Origin of the sequence: Acinetobacter sp. CIP 64.7, assembly GCF_000369745.1 — a bacterium.
Classification (GTDB): domain Bacteria; phylum Pseudomonadota; class Gammaproteobacteria; order Pseudomonadales; family Moraxellaceae; genus Acinetobacter; species Acinetobacter fasciculus.
Genome location: NZ_KB850178.1, coordinates 836558 through 856273, shown reverse-complemented (window position 1 = coordinate 856273; position 19716 = coordinate 836558). Strand labels below are relative to the sequence as shown.

At 45.8% G+C, this 19716-nt stretch carries 16 protein-coding genes; 9 read left to right on the top strand and 7 right to left on the bottom strand.

All coding sequences use genetic code 11. The annotated features are described in order from the left end of the window. The first annotated feature begins 123 nt into the window (after positions 1 to 123). Positions 124 to 768 (top strand): hypothetical protein, encoded by a 645-nt coding sequence (locus F890_RS06325; RefSeq protein ID WP_004733719.1) that lies wholly within the window; start codon positions 124 to 126, stop codon positions 766 to 768. Between the two features lie 15 nt (positions 769 to 783). On the opposite strand, the gene F890_RS06320 is transcribed toward F890_RS06325, so the two are convergent. Continuing rightward, entirely contained in the window at positions 784 to 1977 is a 1194-nt protein-coding gene (locus F890_RS06320) for an MFS transporter (RefSeq protein WP_004733721.1), read from the bottom strand. A 982-nt stretch (positions 1978 to 2959) separates the two neighbouring features. On the opposite strand from F890_RS06320, the gene F890_RS06315 reads away from it, so the two are divergent. Genes F890_RS06315 through F890_RS06305 form a run of 3 tightly spaced genes read left to right on the top strand, consistent with a single transcriptional unit; the run spans position 2960 to position 5871 of the window. Beyond that, the gene (locus F890_RS06315; RefSeq protein WP_004733722.1) at positions 2960 to 4087 is read left to right on the top strand and encodes a Re/Si-specific NAD(P)(+) transhydrogenase subunit alpha; all 1128 of its coding nucleotides are present in this window, start codon (positions 2960 to 2962) and stop codon (positions 4085 to 4087) included. Positions 4088 to 4098: 11 nt separating this feature from the next. After that, positions 4099 to 4422, top strand: coding sequence for a proton-translocating transhydrogenase family protein (locus F890_RS06310; protein ID WP_004281642.1), 324 nt, complete (start codon positions 4099 to 4101; stop codon positions 4420 to 4422). 3 nt (positions 4423 to 4425) lie between these two features. After that, on the top strand, positions 4426 to 5871 hold the full coding sequence (locus F890_RS06305; RefSeq protein ID WP_004733724.1) for an NAD(P)(+) transhydrogenase (Re/Si-specific) subunit beta: 1446 nt from the start codon (positions 4426 to 4428) through the stop codon (positions 5869 to 5871). Between the two features lie 270 nt (positions 5872 to 6141). On the opposite strand, the gene rsfS is transcribed toward F890_RS06305, so the two are convergent. The 5 genes from rsfS to F890_RS06280 all read right to left on the bottom strand — a co-directional run bounded on the left by rsfS (position 6142) and on the right by F890_RS06280 (position 12067). Further along, positions 6142 to 6549, bottom strand: coding sequence for a ribosome silencing factor (gene rsfS, locus F890_RS06300; protein ID WP_004733726.1), 408 nt, complete (start codon positions 6547 to 6549; stop codon positions 6142 to 6144). A gap of 81 nt (positions 6550 to 6630) precedes the next feature. Beyond that, positions 6631 to 7419, bottom strand: a complete 789-nt coding sequence (locus F890_RS06295; RefSeq protein ID WP_004733727.1) for a hydroxypyruvate isomerase family protein — start codon at positions 7417 to 7419, stop codon at positions 6631 to 6633. Between the two features lie 39 nt (positions 7420 to 7458). Further along, a complete protein-coding gene (locus F890_RS06290; protein ID WP_004733729.1) occupies positions 7459 to 8328 on the bottom strand; it encodes an NAD(P)-dependent oxidoreductase in 870 nt (289 codons plus the stop codon). Positions 8329 to 8364: 36 nt separating this feature from the next. Further along, complete coding sequence (locus tag F890_RS06285; protein ID WP_004733731.1) at positions 8365 to 9153, bottom strand: crotonase/enoyl-CoA hydratase family protein; 789 nt, start codon at positions 9151 to 9153, stop codon at positions 8365 to 8367. A 106-nt stretch (positions 9154 to 9259) separates the two neighbouring features. Further along, positions 9260 to 12067, bottom strand: a complete 2808-nt coding sequence (locus F890_RS06280; RefSeq protein WP_005266069.1) for a GacS-like sensor histidine kinase — start codon at positions 12065 to 12067, stop codon at positions 9260 to 9262. 362 nt (positions 12068 to 12429) lie between these two features. Here F890_RS06280 and cysM point away from each other — a divergent pair, with 362 nt between their 5' ends. The 5 genes from cysM to F890_RS06255 all read left to right on the top strand — a co-directional run bounded on the left by cysM (position 12430) and on the right by F890_RS06255 (position 18717). Beyond that, positions 12430 to 13359 (top strand): cysteine synthase CysM, encoded by a 930-nt coding sequence (cysM, locus tag F890_RS06275; RefSeq protein ID WP_004281649.1) that lies wholly within the window; start codon positions 12430 to 12432, stop codon positions 13357 to 13359. Between the two features lie 18 nt (positions 13360 to 13377). Then, the gene (locus tag F890_RS06270; protein ID WP_004733735.1) at positions 13378 to 14196 is read left to right on the top strand and encodes a 3'-5' exonuclease; all 819 of its coding nucleotides are present in this window, start codon (positions 13378 to 13380) and stop codon (positions 14194 to 14196) included. A gap of 6 nt (positions 14197 to 14202) precedes the next feature. Next, a complete protein-coding gene (gene rlmD, locus F890_RS06265; RefSeq protein ID WP_005266068.1) occupies positions 14203 to 15591 on the top strand; it encodes a 23S rRNA (uracil(1939)-C(5))-methyltransferase RlmD in 1389 nt (462 codons plus the stop codon). A gap of 32 nt (positions 15592 to 15623) precedes the next feature. After that, a complete protein-coding gene (locus F890_RS06260; RefSeq protein WP_004281652.1) occupies positions 15624 to 17933 on the top strand; it encodes a RelA/SpoT family protein in 2310 nt (769 codons plus the stop codon). A gap of 100 nt (positions 17934 to 18033) precedes the next feature. Beyond that, positions 18034 to 18717 carry a S24 family peptidase gene (locus F890_RS06255; protein ID WP_004281653.1) on the top strand — a complete coding sequence of 228 codons (684 nt, stop codon included), beginning with the start codon at positions 18034 to 18036 and terminating at the stop codon, positions 18715 to 18717. 24 nt (positions 18718 to 18741) lie between these two features. Here the strand turns inward: F890_RS06255 and secF are convergent, their stop codons facing one another. Then, on the bottom strand, positions 18742 to 19716 hold the full coding sequence (secF, locus tag F890_RS06250) for a protein translocase subunit SecF (RefSeq protein ID WP_171054344.1): 975 nt from the start codon (positions 19714 to 19716) through the stop codon (positions 18742 to 18744).

Here is a 19716-nt window from a genome sequence, read left to right as displayed (position 1 = left end):
GCTAGGTCAGTAAATCCAAGGAATGAAACAAGAAATAAAATTGGAATTCCCAGTCAGGTTGGAATGGTATATTTTGATAGGAGAAAGATGAAGATAAAAATTTTAGAAATAAGGAGAATAATCATGTTGTTATTGGAGGAAATTTATAAAAGCCATAAAGCACAAAATTCGGCACATTTTAATTTAAGAATTCATCGGGGCTTAGGCTGGTTTAAAAAATCGCTAGATCTGGATCAAGATCTGGATTTTAAGTTTATCAGCCTGTGGATCAGCTTTCAGGCGATTTATGCAGATGAGCGTGATCTTGTTCAAGATCAGAGCAAGCTGCAGCAGTTTCTGGAAACACTCTGCCAAAAGGATCTGGATCAGAAAATTAATCATATTCTCTGGGAAAAATACAGCCAGCCGATTCGCTCACTCTTGGCCAATCCCTATGTGGAGCAAAGCTTTTGGGATTATCGTCATCAGAAAATTAGTCTGGAAAGCTGTCAAGCTGACCTGGAAACACAGAAACAGAATATAGAGAATGCTTTAAAAGAACGAAATTCTATCGAAATTTTAGCTGGAATATTTCAGCGCCTATCTACCTTGCACCATCAGATAATGCAGGGTGGCGCCACGTATCACAGCTCGCTGAATTATAAATCATTAGAGGAGAGCTGCCGGATTCTGGCAGCCTTATTGCCGGTTCTTATCTGTATTTTATTAGAAAACTCACAAACTCTTGATCTGAATAAGCCTTATTATCCAGCGATGCAAGTCAGCTAAATATAGTCAAAATACTTATGCGGTTGTCTTAGTCTTAGCCTGATGCCATTGATCCAGCAGGGCGAACAAGGTAGCGCACAAAGCTAGCCCAAGTCCTGTCATACAGGTCATGCTCCAGCCCCCGTGATGCCAAGCATAAACCCCTAAGGCTGAACCACAGGCACCGCCTATAAAATACAAGGTCATATACAGTGAATTGACCCGTGATTTGGCATCCGGGCGCAGGCGGAAAATCACGTTCTGGTTACAGCTGTGCGTAATCGCGAGCCCCAGATTTATCAGTCCATAACCCAGAATATAACTGAGCAAGGATACCGCACCAAAATATAAAAACAGCCAGCTTCCCATCAGGATAGAACAACCGATCCAGCTCAGTGTTTTGATATGGCCACGATCGGCCCATTTGCCAATGAACTGCGTGGAAAGTGCGCCAAATACACCCACCAGCGTGACCAGTCCGACCATGACATCAGAAAGCTGAAAAGGTTCCTGCGTCAACAGCAGAGCGATGGTGGAGAACAACATACTCATGGCAGCAAAAGCACAGGCGCCTGTAAGTGAACGCAATACCAGACGTGGTTCCTGCTTGAGTAATATCCCCATAGATTTAAAAATTGCTGCATAGCTGATTCTCAGACGTGGCAGGCTCGGTAGTTTTCCTTTCAAATAAAAACTTAAGGCCAGCATGCTTATGCCACTGAGGATATAAATCATTTTCCAGTGAAACAGGTCGGAAAGTAATCCGGCAATACTGGTCGAGAGCAGAATACCGACCAGTAATCCGCTCATCAGGAAGCCCACCACTTCTCCGGTTTTTTCCGGTTTGACCGCCATGGTGGCTAAGGGAATCAGAATCTGTGCAGCCACGGAAAACAGTCCGGCAATGATAGTGCCGACCCAGAGCATTGGCAGATTTACCGCACTGGCACAAATAAATAAACCTGCTGCTGCACCCAGCATGAGAAAGGGGATCAGTTTGGTTTTATTCAGCATGTCACCTAAAGGCACAATAAACAGCAGGCCCAAGGCATAAGAGATTTGAGCAAAAGTGACCGTGAGCGCCACTTGTGATTCAGGTACCTGATAATACTGCTGAATCGATGAAATCAGTGGCTGGCAATAATAGTTCGCGCCAGCACATAAACCGCATGCAATCGCCATTAGCCATAATAAGCGCTTATTTTGACTAATATCGAGAGGCGTGTGCATAGGGCTAACCTTGTATTCAGACCGGAAGAATTGAAATGAGGAATAAGAATAATGTTCAAATTTAGGGCACTATAGGCCAGAAGTTCTCGCTTTAAAAGTAGAGAAATATTGCCAGCATTGAAAATTGTCAGAACTCAGGCAGCTTAAAGAAAGAAGTGCAATTTTAAATAGAAAATATGAGTGAATGTTTGCAGAATTTTTTATCTTTTGATAATGGGGTTGCTTCATTAAAGCGCAACTTAAAGTAAAAACAATAAAAAAGAGCACTGAGGTCAAAAAAGTGGAATATTTACTCTATTTTATTGCGCAAATTTGGTGCGAAAATGAGATTTTCCATTTTGAATCAAGTTCAGTACATTAATATAATAAATAGTCATCCAGCTTTTTTTCTACCCTTTATCTGACTGTTTGAGACCTGAGTCTTATAAAATTTTAGCGATTACTTTTTGTCAGATCTATTAATTGTGTCTGATGAAGATCTGCTCAAAACAAATTCTATCATTTCATAAAATACGATTTTAACATCTAAAACCAGTGCTCTTGCTTGAGTGCTAAATCTGTCAAAAAAGTCAAAACTAAAAAAACGGCGCAGCTAAAGTGCCGCTATCTATAGGGACTAGAGAAATTGAAAGTCTGCTTCTAAATCAGGAAATACAGCAATCATTGTCAGAATCATCAATGTAACAAAATAAATCAGAAATTCGCGCTTATTTACACCAGCAAAATCTGGATATTTCATTCAGTGGAATGAATATCGTTTATAAAAGCATCGAATATGAATAGCCGTTAAATTAAATAAATGTGCTATCACAGCATCATTTTTATGAATCATCAGTTCAAAATATAGGTATTTATTAAATAAATAGTAGGTGGTAATTTCAAACAGTTTGATTAGAATCCAAAAATTCAACAAGAACACATCCTGAGGGGAAGCATCGTTTAGGCGATGTTTACTTAAGAAAAATTAGCTTGAGGAACGCTCATGCAGATCGGAATTCCAGCCGAAACTGTTGTCGGTGAAAATCGCGTCGCTGCGACGCCAGAGACAGTAAAGAAATTGATCAGCGCAGGACATAGCGTGATTATCGAACGTGGTGCAGGGGTTAAAGCTGCCTATATCGATAGTGCCTATGAACAAGTTGGTGCCAAAATTACGGATGATGCCTATACTGGCAGTCAGTTGATTTTAAAAGTTCGTGCACCGAAAGGTGATGAAATTCAAAAACTCAACCCGAATACCACTATCGTGGCAATGTTTGATCCTTACCGTAATACTGAGCTTGACCAATTCGCGGCACAAAACGTGTCTGCATTTGCATTGGAACTTTTGCCACGAACCTTGTCTCGTGCGCAGAATATGGATGTCTTGTCTTCTCAAGCCAACCTTGCAGGTTACAAGTCGGTGCTTTTGGCTGCGGCTGAATATCAGCGCATGTTCCCGATGCTGATGACTGCTGCGGGTACGGTTAAACCGGCTCGTGTGGTGATCATGGGTGTCGGCGTAGCGGGTCTGCAAGCGATTGCCACTGCAAAACGTTTAGGTGCCATCGTTGAAGCCACGGACCTGCGTCCAACTGCCAAAGATCAGGTTGAATCTTTAGGTGGTAAATGGTTAGACGTACCGATGTCTGCTGAAGAGCAGCAAAAAGCGGCTGATGCGGCTAAAAATGGTTATGGCTGGATGCCGGGTGAAGAATACATTCGCGATCAGGCTGCAATTGTTGATAAAGCGGTATCGAATGCTGACATCGTGATTACCACAGCGCTTTTACCGGGTCGTGATGCACCACGTTTAATCCGTGCTGAAACAGTTGCGAAAATGAAACCGGGTTCAGTGATTCTGGACATGGCAGTAGAATCTGGCGGCAACGTCGAAGGTTCAAAATGTGGCGAAACCGTGCATACCGACAACGGCGTCAAAATTCTCGGCATTCCAAATATTCCATCGACGGTATCGACTGAAGCCTCTGCTTTATACGCTCGTAACGTATTTAACTTCGTGGAAACATTATTTGATGCAGATAAGAATTTTGTCCTGAATCAAGAAGAAGAAATTCAAAAAGCCCTACTTGTCACTCATGGCGGCCAAGTGCTGCTGAAACGTGGTTAAGGAGAAGACTCATGGTTGAAACAATTACGATTTTTGTCCTTGCCATTTTCGTAGGTTACTACGTGGTGTGGGGTGTAACACCAGCATTGCATACGCCGTTGATGGCGGTCACCAATGCCTTGTCATCGATCATTATTGTCGGTGCAATGATTCAGACTGTTGGCCTGCCGGTGATCGGCGTTGAAGGTAGTGTGGATTTCCAGACCATTAACGTGGTGAGCGTGCTTGGTGCAATTGCGGTATTCCTGGCCAGTATTAATATTTTCGGTGGCTTTGCCGTGACTGCACGTATGCTGGAAATGTTTAAACCTAAGCAAAAGAAAAAAGAGGGTTAATCCATGGAAATGATTCGAGAATATGCGGATTGGTTCTACCTGATTGGTGCCGTTCTTTTTATCCTGACGCTACGTGGTTTATCAGGTCCTAAAACTGCGATTGCTGGTAACCGTTACGGAATGATCGCGATGGCCATTGCGGTCGTGACCACCTTCTTTGTGGCTGAGAATCCAGTGGTCTGGATGATCATTGGCGCAATGGTGCTGGGTGCAATCGTGGGTATTGCCCGTGCACGTACAGTTCCAATGACCCAGATGCCTGAAACTGTAGCGTTGATGCACTCATTGGTGGGTCTGGCTGCGGTCCTGATTGCTGTCGCTGCCATTATTCACAACAACAAACTGATCGAACTTGGTCCAGACCTATTGGCTGCCAATGGTGTCAATTTCCATGAAATGAGCCGTGTTCATTTATTTGAACTGTTTGTGGGCTGTTTCGTAGGCGCGATTACCTTCACTGCATCAGTCTTTGCTTACGGCAAACTGGCTGCAAAAAAATGGGCAAAAACCATTTCAGGTGCATGGGTGAAACCGGTTCAGGCGATCATCTTTATTGCAATGTTAGGTTTTGGTGTTCACTTCTTCCTGACTGGCAATATGACCTCGTTCTGGGCGATGACAGGCCTTGCGCTGGCATTCGGCTGGGTATGGATTGCACCAGTCGGTGGTGGTGATATGCCAGTGGTGGTATCGCTACTCAACTCATTCTCGGGTTGGGCAGCAGCTGGTATTGGTTTTACCCTAGAAAACAACATGTTGATCGTTGCAGGCTCACTGGTGGGTTCTTCAGGTGCCATTCTGTCTTACATCATGTGTAAAGCGATGAACCGTTCAATCATCAACGTTTTGTTTGGTGGTGCGATGGGCGGTGCAGCTGCGCCGATAGCAGGAGCAGGTGAACAGGTTCAACGTAATCACCGTTCTGGCTCGGCAGATGACGCAGGCTTCCTGATGTCAAATGCAGACAGCGTAGTGATTGTACCAGGTTATGGTATGGCACAAGGCCGTGCCCAAAATGCGGTAAAAGAATTGGCTAACTTGCTGAAAGAGCAGGGCGTAACGGTTCGTTTTGCGATTCACCCTGTAGCAGGTCGTATGCCGGGTCATATGAATGTATTGCTTGCTGAAGCGGACGTACCGTATGAAGATATCTTGGAAATGGATGAGATCAACTCGGACTTCCCGGCAACAGATGTGGTGCTGGTGATTGGTGCCAACGATGTTGTGAACCCTGCGGCGAAAGATGATCCAACCTCACCAATTTATGGTATGCCGATTCTGGAAGCGCATAAGGCACGTACGATTATGGTGATCAAGCGCTCTATGGCAACCGGTTATGCGGGTCTGGACAATGACTTGTTCTATAACGACAAGACCATGATGATCTTTGGTGATGCCAAGAAAGTGGTGGAAGATATGACTAAAGCCATTAATGGTACAGGTCACTAATCATCTAAATCATTAGAATTCCCCCTAAGTCCCCCTTTAATAAAGGGGGATTTTTTATTTTATATCTTGGAAAAAGGATGATTGAGTGGTCATCGAACGTCTATGTTTATGATGAATTGATCCTAAAATACCAATCAAATCGGTGCATAAGACAAGATGAAAATTAAAGAAAAATAGCGAACAGATTGAGTTGTATTAATGCTTATAAAGTTAGATGAACAGGCAATAAAAAAGCGACCTACACAGGTCGCTTTTTTGAATATTTGGTTTTTACGCTACAGAGTCAGTATCTGTAGGATTGCGCCATAAGCTTTCTAGGTCATAGAATTTACGCGCTGTTGGAAGCATACAATGAACCACAACATAACCAAGGTCGATGAGGATCCATTCAGCATCACGTTCGCCTTCAATACCAAGAGGGCGGAAGCCAGCTTTACGTGCTTCTTCAGCAACGTTATTGGCCAATGATTTGATGTGACGTGTCGATGTACCGCTTGCAATGACCATAGCATCAGCCACATTACTGATACCGCTGACATCAAGCTCAACAATTTCTTTTGCTTTTACATCTTCAAGTGCAGCATGTACGACTTTTAAGCAGTCCTCTACAGCTTGAGAATTTGAATTCATAGTAAGATCGTGAGAATTAGAAGCGCTGGGCGATGGTTCTAAATTCATGGGGAGTGTAATTTCCTAACAATTATGCATGGTCTAATATAGCGGTTTTAGTCCTGAATTTCAAATGAAGCCGCAGTCCACTCAGTCATGCTCCGGAAAGAACTCAGCTTTCCAGTCAAAGGAATCATTGGAATGTCCGCTGGGTTTATACTCGGCAGCAACATAACCTTGATATTGACTATGTTTTAACCACTGAAATATATCATGATATTGAATTGAGCCCGTATTGGGTTGATGCCGTCCCGGACAATCCGCAAACTGGATATGACCAATCGAGGCAATATTTTCTTGCAAAGTTTCCAGTACATCTTCGCCCATCATTGCCATGTGGTAACAGTCGTACTGCATTTTTAAGGCCGGATGATGTACCGCTTCCAGCATTTCCTGTGCTTGAGCAACATTTTGAATCAAAAAACGTGGCATATCGGTGCCATTGATCATTTCAAAGACCGGTTCAATTTGATGTTCAAGCAGCATTGAACAGGCCATTTTCAGGTTACTCGCCAGCGTATTCAGGCAGGGTAAAAGATCACAGTCAAGGGGTTGTTTTCCTGCCAGAATGTTCACCCGGGGTACATTCAACGCCGTGGCATACTGGATGGCCTGCTCAACAGCATGACGAAACTCAATTTCCTGTCCTGGAATGCCGGCCAGACCATGACCGCCCTGCATCAAATCGCCTGCTGGCACATTAATCAGGCACAAGTTCAGCTGATGCGTGCTGAGCTGGTTTTGAATCTGGCCAATTGTGAGCTCATAAGGAAACTGGATTTCCACATGATTAAAGCCCTGTGCATGAGCTAGCGCGAAGCGTTCGATCAGCGGCACTTCGGTAAAAATCATCGACAGGTTGACGGCAAGTTTAATCATGTATGTCTCTTCAATATTCAGGGCTGCATCAATCAAGCGTTATGAATGTTTTAGTTGCTGGATTACAGTAGCCAGATCTGCTTCGGCAAAGCCTTGAGCCTGATGGGCCTGTAACTGTGATAATGCCTGAGTCGCGACTGGAACATCCAGATCAAAGCTTTGTGCCAGTTGCACGGCATTATTCAGATCCTTGGATAAAGTCTGCACTTTCCATTGCACCGGTTCAAAAGTTTGCGTGGCCATACGGGGGGCCAGAATCTGAAAAGGCTTGGAGTCAGCAAAACCACCCGCCAGCGCGGGCGCTAGTAATCGTGTATCCACCCCGGCAAGTCCAGCCAAGGCGACCGCTTCTGCGATCAAGGTGCTATTCGCCGCCACAATTAGCTGATTACAGATTTTGGTCGCCTGACCGGTACCCGTATCACCCATACGGGTGACGCGCTGTGAAAGTACTGCATAGATCGGATCAAGATCTTCAATAGTCGCGGCATCACCACCGGCAAAAATCACTAGACTGCCTTGTTCGGCTCCAACTGTACCACCTGAAACAGGAGAATCAATCCAGGTTACTTTCTTGGCCTGTGCTTGTGCGGCAAGTGTTTGGGTTTGCTGTACTGAAAGGCTAGAGAAGTCCACAATGACTTGCTCCGCAACCAAATACGGTTCGATCTGAGCAAAAACAGATTGCACTGCCTGATCATCTGCCAGGCAGGTCAGAATCACCGGGTAATCTGTAATCTTATCCAAAGATAGCGTAGTTGCACCTAGATCCAGCAAGGGCTCACAGGCAGATGGTGTGCGGTTCCAGACTGCCACCTGAAAACCTGCTTGAAGCAGACGTGTGGCCATGCGAGTGCCCATCAGCCCCATACCTAAAAAGGCAATTTTAGTATCGCGATTCAACTGCATGCTTTGGTTTATTCCTTTCCTAGATTCAGACTGGGTTTATTTGTATTGGCGCGGTACAAACTGAACCTCTGGGTTTTTGTCCTTTTTACGGGCCAATTGACTGTTTTTACCCAGTAATAATTTCAGCTGCCATATTTTTTCCATACGCAAGGATTTATTTGGACGATGCTGCATGGCATCCAGTACAAATTTAGAGGCCATCAGCGCATCTGGAGAACGTTGCAGCATTTCTTCAGCCAAGGCTTGTGCTCTTCCTAGTGGCTGTTCATCGACATGGGTGATCAGACCGATTTCTTTGGCATATTCACCATCAAAAATCCGGGCAGTTAAGGTCAGCTCTTTGGCCAGATCAATACCAATCAGGCCTTTCAGGGAGCGGCTGAGTCCCATGTCTGGCACCAGTCCCCAGCGGGTTTCCATAATCGACATTTTGGTCTCAGGATGGGCAATGCGGATATCTGCGGCTAATGCCAGTTGCATCCCGGCACCAAAACAGAAGCCCTCCATTGCGGCAATCACCGGGACTGGCAATTCCTGCCAGACCAGAAATGCTTTTTGAAATAAGCTTTGACCCGGACGGATCAGTTCCCATGCGGCATAAGCACGATTTTTAGGATTATTTAAATCTGCCAGATCAATACCGGCACTAAAGACCTGGGCTTCTCCCGTTAAAATCACACATCGGATGCTTTTATCTTTTTTGATTTTTTGTGCAGTCGCGACCAGTTCGCGCAGCAGGGCAAAGCTCATGGCATTGCGTTTATCCGGACGATTCAGTGTAACAGTGGCAATGCCGTTATTTTTTTCCAAGCGCACGAGTGACATGGCATTCTTCCTTATTTTTCCTGGCTTGAGCATAGCATGCAGCCTTTAGGCTTGCATGACAGCTCAGTCACACTTCTTAAGTCATGGACTGAGCCACTTCAGAGGTTTAATTCAAATGTTGCTTCAAAATTTGCTGGGCAGCCTGTTCAATCTGTTCAACCACGGCTTTGAGTTCATCAAAATATTTCAGCACGTCCTGAACAAAGTTTTCATCGGCCTTACGGCGTTCTTTGCGCAGGGTTGAAACGAACTGTTCAAAGCCACCGGTGACTTTCTGTAAAGTCGGTGCACCGACATAGCGGGTCGCGCCGTATAAACGATGCAGCACATGTTCCAGTTGTGGGAAATCTTCCAGTTCAATCAGTTGCTGCATTTCATCGAGTTCATCCGCAAAGCTGTCCACCAGCATGCGTAACAGATCTACCGCCAGATCTTCCTTATTGGCTGCCAGTTGCAGGCTTTGCTGCCAGTCCAGAATATTTGGATCCAGAGCATCAATCACATTGGCACGTTCCAGTACCGGAATCCGTTTAAAATGCTCGGTGGTCCAGTGCGTCAAAATTTGGATAATCTGCTCGATCTGGATCGGCTTGGTGACATAATCATCCATGCCGTTTTGCAGCAGTTTATGTTTTTCATCAGAAAGTGCATGCGCCGTCAGTGCAATAATCGGCAGGCGGCTATGATTTTCAAAGGTCGATTCCAGCGAGCGAATAGCACGGGTGGTATCGATCCCCGACATGACTGGCATCTGAATGTCCATAAAGACCAGATCAAATGCTGGCTGTTCCTGTTCATAACGGCGCTGAATAATATCGATCGCTTCCTGCCCGCTGAGGGCTTTGGTCGTGGTGACATTGAGTTCAGCCAGCAAGGCTTCCAGAACAATCAGGTTGGGTAAGTGATCATCCACGGCCAGAATATGCAGGCCTTGACCATTAAATTCTTCATGCTGTTCCTGGTCGAAGACCGGCTGATTGCCGAGTAACTGAATCAGCGCGCTGCGGCTGAGTGGCTGATGCAGGGCACGGGCACGATGGTCATTGAGAATGCTTGGATCCAGTTGCATCTGATAACCATAGACAGCCAGATGACCCTGATAACGTGAACGGATTTCGCGTAACAAGACTTCACTGTCACCACTATGATCGACGATCAGCCAGGTATTTTCGCTATTCTGTAAATGATTCAGACGGCTAAACAGATCCAGAATTGATGCACATTCAATATGTTTAACCTGATAATTTTCCAGATAATGCCGCAGCACATTCGCAGTTGCCGGATGTGCAAGATAAGACACCACGGTCAATTCGCTAAAATCTGGATGCTCAATCACGGTATCTTCATCGACCAGGAACTGGGCAGTAAACCAGAAAGTAGAGCCTTTTTCGGTTGGAGCACGTTCCTGATTGTCTTCAAAACCAATCTGGCCATGCATCAGGCTGACCAGCTGTTTGGAAATTGCCAGACCAAGACCGGTACCGCCAAACTGACGGGTCACCGAGGTATCACCCTGCGAGAAGGACTCAAACAGCTTTTTACGGTCGGTACCACTCAGGCCAATGCCGCTATCCTGTACACTAAAATGCAGCACACACTGATCCATTCCATCATGTTCCATGCGTGCCCGGACAATGATTTCTCCATCCGGAGTGAATTTGATCGCATTGGAAATCAGGTTGGTCAGAATCTGTTTAAATCGTAGCGCATCACCAATAATGTGTTTTGGCACACCATCTGCATAATAGAAGGCCATATCAATATGTTTTTGTGCTGCCAGAGGTGACAACATGTCCATCACATCAAAAATCGCTTCTTCCAGATCAAAAGGTGCCGTTTCTAATTCCAGTTTGCCGGCATCAATTTTGGAAAAATCCAGAACATCATTGATCAGTGCCAGCAAATGCGCCGAAGACTTACGAATGGTCTGCAAATACAGGCTCTGCTCGTTGCTGAGATTGCCCTGACGTAACAACAGATGAATAAAACCATCAATACTGTTCAGCGGGGTGCGCAATTCATGGGAAATATTGGCCAGAAACACCGACTTGGCCTGGTTGGCCGAGATCGCCTGGTCGCGTGCCTGACGATAGGTAATATTCTGGACTTCTAAAGTGTCGAGGGTGCGGCGTAAATCGTCTTCGGTCTGTTCGGTATGTTCACGCAGTTCCAGAAAGCTGAAATGCAAACGTTTCACCACATTGGCGATATCACGTTGCAATAAACGCAGCTCGCCGGTGCTGTTAATCACCATATGCTGGCCGAGGGTATCGGCATTCAGGCGTTGCAATTGCATGCGAATCTCATACATTGGGGCGATCCAGCGCCGTGAGTAGAAATTCAAGCAAAGTAATAACAATAATAAGGTCAGTAATCCGGTCGCAATCAGTACGATCAGTACTCGGTAACGGGCAATTGCTAGCGGCTGGTTATCCAGTTCGATCGCCAGCCAGCCGGTAGAAAAAGTGTTTTCATTCACTTTAATGGCATAGATATGATTATCTTGATGCAGAATCGGACCAACAAAATTGCCGCTTTTCTCAAATTCTGGCCAAGGCGCCTGTTCCTGAAAACCAATGCCCAAACGGTTCTTGCCATTTTCATCCAGAACTGCTGCCCGAACCAGATGCTTTTCATTCAGCATGTTCTGCATGGCGTTGTGAGCTTGGTCATATTGCCATGGATACAGGTTCAAGATATCCAGGGCATATTCTGAAGTGCCTTGAAAGCGAGTCAGAATCGCAATGGCCATCTGCTTCTGCTGGGCACGTGCGGCATTCGAGGTCTCAGTCAACACCAGCATGGCACCGACACAGGCCAAAATGGTAATCGGCACAAAAATCAGCGCAATCAGCTGTCCATAGGCATGATTTAAGTGTAGGCGTTTAAACAGCTTTTTGTTGATCGTTGACATGATTTAAGCAGTATTTTCTTTATGCCTGGCATATTAGCATGCTTTAAATCGACAGTTAAAATTTAAGCATAATTTTTATAAAGCTTCGGATTAGCAGTTAAAAATACAAGAGATTTCAGTTAATTTTGCTCAGGTACAGCAAGACTAAGACGCACGAAATTTCAATCTGTAAAAGTGCCAGACTGAAATAGTATTTTCATCTTCATTAGCGAGCTGCTTCACCTGGCTAAATTATCGGGAAATGTAGTTTATGGCTTGATAGTGTGTGAGTTTTAGTGAGTTTTCTGAAAAAGCCTTGCTAAATGGGTGCAGGGAAAAGCATTTTTTCATACAATAGCCGCACCTCGATATAGGTGCAAATAATGAGTAATACCATCCCTGATTTTCAAGCAGATGAATTTTTGTTAGACCATTATGTAGGCAAAACGCCGCTGGTGCGTTTACAGCGTCTGGCAAGTCACACTCAAGCTACAGTACTCGCGAAACTCGAAGGCAATAACCCAGCAGGTTCGGTCAAAGACCGTCCGGCCTATAATATGATCATGCAGGCCGAGAAGCGTGGGCAGATCAAACCGGGTGACACCCTGATTGAGGCAACGAGCGGAAATACGGGGATTGCATTGGCGATGGTCGCAGCAATGCGTGGCTATAAAATGAAGCTGATCATGCCGAATAATATGAGTCAGGAACGTAAGGACGCGATGCGTGCGTATGGTGCCGAGCTAATTGAAGTAACCAAAGAGCAGGGCATGGAAGGTGCACGTGATCTTGCTGCTCAAATGCAGAATGATGGTGTGGGTCTGGTGCTGAATCAGTTCGGAAATCCGGACAATGTCGAAGCGCATTACCTGACCACGGGTCCAGAAATCTGGCAGCAAACCGGTGGCAAAATTACCCATTTTGTCAGTTCTATGGGTACCACCGGCACCATCATGGGTGTGTCGAAATACCTGAAAGAAATGAATCCTGATATTCAGATCGTCGGTTTACAGCCATCTGATGGTTCAAGCATTGCCGGAATCCGTCGCTGGCCAGAAGAATATCTGCCAACCATTTTCGACCGCAGCCGAGTCGATCGCATTATTGATATTCCACAAATCGAAGCTGAAAAAACCATGCGTAAGCTGGCACAGAAAGAAGGCATTAGTGCCGGAACATCTTCTGGTGGGGCAGTGTGGGCCTCGATTAAACTGGCGGAAGAACATCCGGATGCAGTGATTGTGTGTATTATCTGTGACCGTGGTGACCGTTACTTGTCTACAGGGTTATTCTCTGTACAAGATCCTGAATAATTATTTGAGCACTGTTTTATGCGCCTGCCTGTTTTAACTTTCGATATTGAAACCCAAACCGATCTCAAATCAGGCGCGCATCTGTTTGGTCTGGACCTGCCTGAAGCAGATCTGGATCAGGCCTTGACCAAACTGCGCCGTCAGGATTCAGGCTCTGATTTTCAGCGTCCGCCCTTGCATGAAATTGTCTGTATTTCCGGTTTATGGATCGATGAGCAGGGCATGAAGCTGTTTTCCTTTAGCCGGGAACAGCATTCCGAAGCAGAAATTTTGAAAAAATTCTTGTCCATTTTTGACAAGCGCCATCCAACTCTGGTCAGCTGGAACGGCTCACAGTTTGATTTACCAGTGATTTTATACCGCGCCATGTATCATGGACTCTCTGCACCGAGTCTGTTCGATCAGGGCGAAATTGATACGCAAAAGCGTTATAATAACTACCAGAATCGTTACCATCATCGTCATGTTGACCTGATGGATGTGATGGCCATGTTTCATGCCCGTCATTTCCAGAAGCTGGATGATGTGGCACATTTGCTGGGTTATCCAGGCAAGCGCGGTGACGGAGCCTATCGGGTTCCGGAATATGTCCGCAATCAGCAATGGACCGAACTGACGTCTTATTGTGAAGGTGATGTCCTGAATACCTGGCTGGTGTATATCCGCTGGTTGCTGTTAAAAGGCCAACTGTTATTGCCGGATTATCAGCATTTGATGCAAAGCACGATTCAATATTTGCATACTCAACCGCAGCATGCGGACTTTTTATCAGTTTGGCGTGAGACTTCGCAACGAACTGAATTTACCCAATTTGATTTTCCCATCTCCACACCCTAGGTTTTCATGAAACATCGAGCACAAGCACGTCCTACCCAGCAACCCGAGTACATTTTTCAGGTTGAGTCACTATCGCATGAGGGACGTGGCATCGCTCATTATGGTTCACATCCGGATCATCCGCAGCATAAACATGGCAAGAAAGTCTTTATCCGTTATGCCTTGCCGGGTGAAACCGTGCGTGCCCGCATTACCCGCGAAGTTAAGAAGCTAGAAGAAGCCGACAGTCTTGAATTGTTGAGCGATGCTTCTGAGATTCGCGTGAAGCCGGTGTGTCCACATTTTGGGATTTGCGGTGGCTGTAATATGCAGCATATCGCTGCGGATGCGCAGATTGAACTGAAACAGAATGTGCTGAAATCGCATCTTCAGCATTTTGCTGGAATCCAGCCCGATCAATGGCTACCGCCTTTACGTTCACAACGTGAAGATTATCGCCGTAAAGCGCGAATCGGGGTGCGTTATCTGCCTTCCAAGGATCAGCTGGTGGTGGGCTTTCGTGAAAATCAGTCCAACAAACTCACGTCGATTGATCGCTGTATGATCTTGGATCGCGAGTTTGGCTCGGTTACAGGTCTTAAACAATTGCTGCAAGGTCTCAATGGTAAGGCTGACATCGGTCATATAGAATTGGCCATGGGGGATCAGGACATTGCGCTGCTAGTGCGTGAAACTGCAAAATTATCTGCCGATGATGTCAACCAATTGCGCGAATTTACGTTACAGAAAGGCTGGCAACTGTATCTGCAGCCTGCCGGCAAAGAAACGCTCTCGCGGATAGATGATCCAGAAGCATCTGCACGCTTACACTATGGTCTTGATGACTTTGATGTGAAATTCGGCTTTAATCCTCTGGACTTTACTCAGGTAAATTCAAGCATCAATCCGCAAATGGTACGATTGGCATGTGATTTGCTTCAGCTACAACAGGGTGAACGGGTTCTGGATCTGTTTTGTGGATTAGGAAACTTTTCTTTGCCGCTGGCGCGCTGTGTTGGTGCGTCGGGTCAGGTGATTGCGGTCGAGGGAAGTGATGAAATGGTTCGACGTGGTGCGGAAAATGCCAAAAACAATGGTATTGCACAAATATCGTTCTATTCACAAGATTTAACCAAAGATTTCTCGCACCACACTTGGGCAAATCAAGGTTTTGATGCATTATTAATCGACCCGCCACGTGCCGGGGCAGAAGAAGTCATGCATTATATCCCTCAGTTTGGAGCTAAAAGAATCGTTTATGTTTCATGTAATCCTGCGACACTCGCCAGAGATGCAGGACTCTTGGTACAACAGGGCTATCGTCTCACCCAAGCGGGCGTGATGGATATGTTTACACATACTGGACATGTTGAATCAATCGCATTGTTCGAAAAAGAAAATCAAATAAACGATTAAAGAAATGATGTTTTTAAAAGTAGGAGACGGGTATGGTCACAGTACGTGAGCAACTCCCTGGGCGACTCAATGAGTTGTCACAGGAGACGACTGTAGAACATGCCGAACAAGCACACCAGGATCTGACTGAATGGTTGGATCGGGTTCGTGGCATATTAGATGGCGCACCTTTAACGCAGCTCGAAGAAGTCGCCCACTTAACATTAGAAAGAGAGCTGCAAAGTACGGTTCAGCACCGCTCCAATACCTTTTATACCGGTATTGAGATGGCGGATATTCTGGCGCATCTGCACGTCGATGAAGATACTTTGTCCGCAGCCATGTTGTATCGTGCTGTTCGTGAAGGCGTCATGCCACTCAGTGAAGTATTGGAACAGTTCGGCGAACAGGTGCATAGCCTGGTCAAAGGTACGCTTGCCATGGGTAAGCTGTCTGAGCTGATCGAAAAAAATAAACGCCTGGAAGATCATTTCAATAATAACCAGCGTGAACATCTGTCTGGCATTTACAAAATGCTGATCTCGGTCACCGAAGATGTACGTGTTGTTCTGGTCAAGCTGGCCGAACGTACCTATGCCTTGCGTGAACTGGCCAATTCCTCACGTGAGCGTCAGGAACGGGTGGCCCGAGAAATTCTGACCATTTACTCGCCACTGGCACACCGTTTAGGTATTGCCCAGTTAAAGTGGGAGCTGGAAGATCTGGCTTTCCGTTATCTTGCGCCGGAACGTTATAAAGAAATTGCGTCCTTACTGAATGAAAAGCGTCTCGAGCGTGAACAGTATATTCAGTTTGTGATTGATAAATTACGCAATGAATTGGCCGAGCATGGCATCGAAGCTGAAATTAATGGCCGGGTGAAACACATTTATTCGATTTATCGAAAAATGAAAAGCAAGAACCTGAGCTTTGACCAGCTCTATGATATTCGTGCTTTACGGGTACTGGTGAAAAGTGTACCGGAGTGTTATCACACTTTAGGTATTGTGCATCAGATCTGGCGCCATATTCCGCATCAGTTTGATGACTATATTACCAATCCGAAAGCCAATGGTTATCGTTCTTTACATACTGCGGTGATTGCCGAGAACAAGTCACTTGAAGTGCAAATTCGTACCCATAGCATGCATGAAGAAGCAGAGCTGGGAGTATGTTCACACTTTAATTATAAAGAAGGCGCAAAAACCACAGATCGCTCCTTTAACCATCGTCTGCATTCCCTACGTGCGGTACTTGAGCATTATCAAGAGCGCAATGAAAGCAGTGCACATAAAGAATCTGAAGATGAAATAGAGAATTTTGAGCATATTCAAGATTTTGAAGGCTTTGAAAAGATCTATGTGTTTAGCCGTGATGGCGATATCAAAGAGCTACCACGTGATTCGACCGTGCTCGACTTTGCTTATCATGTGCATACCGAAGTCGGGAACAAGTGCTATGCCGCACGGGTAAATCAGCGCTATGTGCCGCTGACCTACACCCTGAAAACCGGTGAACAGGTTGAGATTCTGACCAAAAAAGACCGGGAACCTAATCGGGACTGGTTGGTTAATTCGCTAGGTTATATCAAGACTGCCCGTGCGCGGGACAAGCTGCGTCACTGGTTCCGTCAGCAGGATCGTAGCAAGAACCTGGAAGTTGGCCGTGAAGTACTGAACAAAGAATTGTCACGTCTGGCAATTCACCCGAAATCGATTGATCTGAGTGATTATTGCAACCACTTCAATGTCAAAACCGGTGATGACATTCTGGTGAATCTGGTCAATGGTGATATCAGCCTGCATGCCCTGATTAATCAGGTGAACCGTCACATGCATCTGGATCAGGACGAACCTGAACTGGTGCTGAAACCTGCCTTGAATCCGCGTGCCAGTCATACACTGTCAGCGCACGGGATTCTGATCGACGGTCTGGATAACGTGGAACTGCATGTCGCGCAATGTTGCCAACCGGTGCATGGTGAGTCGATCGCTGGCTATATCACTCTGAATCGTGGAGTGAGCATTCATAAGGTCGCTTGTCCGGACTATGTTCGCATGATCACTCAAGAGCCTGAACGTGCTGTAGAAGCTGATTGGGAAATGCAGCCGACTCGCGGTCAGAGCGTACAGATTGTAGTGGAAGCTTATGATCGACGCGGCTTGCTGAAGGATCTGACTCAAGTCATTTTCTCGGATCAGATCAATATCCGTCAGGTGAATACCATTTCGGAAGCGGACGGGATTGCCAATATGAAGCTGCTGATTGAAGTCAAAGGTCTGGCACAACTTTCCAAACTGCTGGCCCGTCTTGAGCAGCAACCGGGAATTATCAGTGCACGCCGTCTGGTACAGGGCACTTAATTCCCGTTATGTAAGTTTAAAAAGCCTGCAATTTAATTGTGGGCTTTTTTATTGTAAGGTATTTGAATCACATGCATAAAAAATAGACCAGAAACCCAAGATGAGTGCGACCGAAATATTTGAACGTAGACGGAATAATCTGGCCAAGGTGATTGATCTGCTGATCGAGACCCAGCAATTTAAAACCGGCAAAGAGATCTGTGAACATTTTGGCTTATCTGCTTCATATATTGCGCAATTGCTGAATAGCAAACGCCAGATCGGGGAGAAGGCAGCAAGGGAACTGGAACAACAACTGGGTCTGGATACTCTTATTTTAGATCAGTCGGCTGAGCCAAAAGTTGAATTAGCTCCAATTCCAGAGCAAGGCGTATTATTTCAGATGCAGGTGGTGCAACAGCAGGCATTTGCACTTATTCCTATAGATTCTGCATTTTCATTCAATCAGGATATTTTTCATCTGCAAGCACAGCATTATGCAATTCAGGTAGCAGGGCCGTATTATTTTCCCAGCTTAAAACCGGGCTGGTGGCTGATCTGTGACAAACAGGCCGAGTTATCCACTGCAGGCATACTCTGTGTGTATCTGGTTAATGGCCTGCAGCTCATTTTGCAGTTGGTGAGCGAAGCTCAAGATCATTATGAATTCCAAAGCCTGGATGAACATCGACAGGTGATTTTCCAAAAAACTGATATTGAGAAAATCCATCCAGTCATTGCGATTATTCCCACTGCCATATATTCAAACGGCAGAAATAATTCAGCCCATCATAAGACGGGCTGAACGATGAACATGAAACAGAACAGATTATGGAATCTGGTTCTCGTCTTCAAATTCTGGCTTCACCTGAACAATAAAGTCCTGACGGTTCAGACCACGCCACAAGGCAAAGGCTGTACCGATATAGATGGACGAATAGGTCCCGACAAAGACACCAACAAACATCGCGATCGAGAACCATTTCAGACCATCGCCGCCCATCAGCATCATGGCAAGCACCACCAGCAATAAGGTCATAGAGGTATGAATGGTACGACGCAGCGTTTCAGTCAGGGCAATGTTAATGATTTCGACCGGTTCTGCACCACGAATCTTACGGAAGTTCTCACGGATACGGTCAGAGACCACGATATTATCGTTCAGTGAGAAACCGATGATTGCAAGGAGTGCTGCAAGTACAGTGAGGTCAAATGGCCACTGCATCATCGCAAAAATCCCGAGGGTGACGATAATGTCATGGAATAGTGACAACACGGCACCCATGGCCAGCTTGAACTCAAAGCGGATAGTGACATAGACCAGCATCAGCAGGAGTGCCAATGCCACAGCACCACCAGAACGGACATAGAGCTCGTTACCGATCTGTCCACCGACGACATCGACCTTGGGTACTTCTGCCGCATTATTTGGCAGTTGAACCGCTGCTGTAACAGCCTTGGTCAAGTCTTCAGCTTCGATATCTTCCTGAACCGGCATACGCACCATCAGATCACGTTCAGAACCTAAAGTCTGAACCACAGCATCATTAAAGCCTGCCTGGTTCAATGCCTTGGAGACATCTTCAGGTTTGACCGGATTGGTATAGTTCAGCTCGGCTGCCACACCACCGGTAAAGTCCAAACCGAGGTTCAGGCCTTTAGTAGCAATAAAGAAGATACTCGCAACGGTTAAGAGAATTGAAAACAATGCCGCAGGCATCGCAATCTTCATAAACGGAATAATGCGTTCGTCTTCCGGGCGACCGTACTGTTTTTGATTCAGTTGAGTATTTTCAGTCATCAG